Genomic DNA, 884 nt, shown 5'->3' on the forward strand with positions numbered 1-884 from the left:
TGTCGCTGGGCGCCCCGGTGGCCCCGGAGCCGCATCCCGAGCTGGACGACGCCCCGACCCAGCTCCATGTGGTCGCGGGCCCGGACGCGGGCGGGGTCCATCTGCTGCACGGCGGCCGGATAACGGTGGGCCGTTCCGCCGACGCCGACGTGCCCCTGGACGACCCGGACGTGTCCCGGCTGCACTGCGCGGTCACGGTCACCGCCGAGGGCCGGGTCTCGGTCGCCGACCTCGACTCCACCAACGGCACCACGCTGGACGGTGCCCGCGTCACCGGCCGCCCGCTGCGCTTCCCGTCGGGTGGTCTGCTCCGCCTGGGTGAATCCGCGCTCAGGGTGACCCCGTCGGGGGGACCCGGAGCGCGGCTGCGCACCGTGCCGGACGGCGAGGGCTGTGTCCGGGTGCCCCTCGGGGAGGACCCGGACGCCCGGAAAACCCCGGACTCCGCCCCGGCGCCGGCCGCGCCCGACGGCCCGACCGGGCACGGGTACGGCACCGCCGGCCGGATCGGCGCCGAGCGGGTGGAGCGTGCCGCCGTGCCCGAGCAGGGCCGGGCGCCCCGGATCGAGAGCCGGGTCCCGGACCACCTCACCGGCGGACACCGGGAGCACGACACCCACGCCGGCCACCGGCCCGACGACGCCCACCCCGACGAGCTGGACTCCCCCACCCGTAAGGGCACCCCCGTCCGGGGCACCGAGATGCCCGCCCGCCGCCGGGGCATAGGCGCCTGGGCCCGCAAGCTGACCGGCGGCCGGGACGAGCGCCTCCCCGCCGAGGAGGCGCCGTACGCCGAGGCGGCCCCCGTCGCGCTGCCCGAGGCGTTCCGGCGCCCGGAGACCTGGCCCGACCCGGCCGCGCTGATGCCGCTGTTCATCACCGTC

At 78.5% G+C, this 884-nt stretch carries 1 protein-coding gene; it reads left to right on the forward strand.

Annotation, left to right across the window (positions count from 1 at the left end; translation table 11 throughout):
- The coding region (locus tag GT030_RS12795; protein ID WP_161201210.1) for an FHA domain-containing protein at positions 1 to 884 on the forward strand (884 nt) is incomplete at both ends.

The organism is Streptomyces sp. SID1328 (assembly GCF_009865595.1).
Taxonomy (GTDB): Bacteria; Actinomycetota; Actinomycetes; order Streptomycetales; family Streptomycetaceae; genus Streptomyces; species Streptomyces griseoluteus.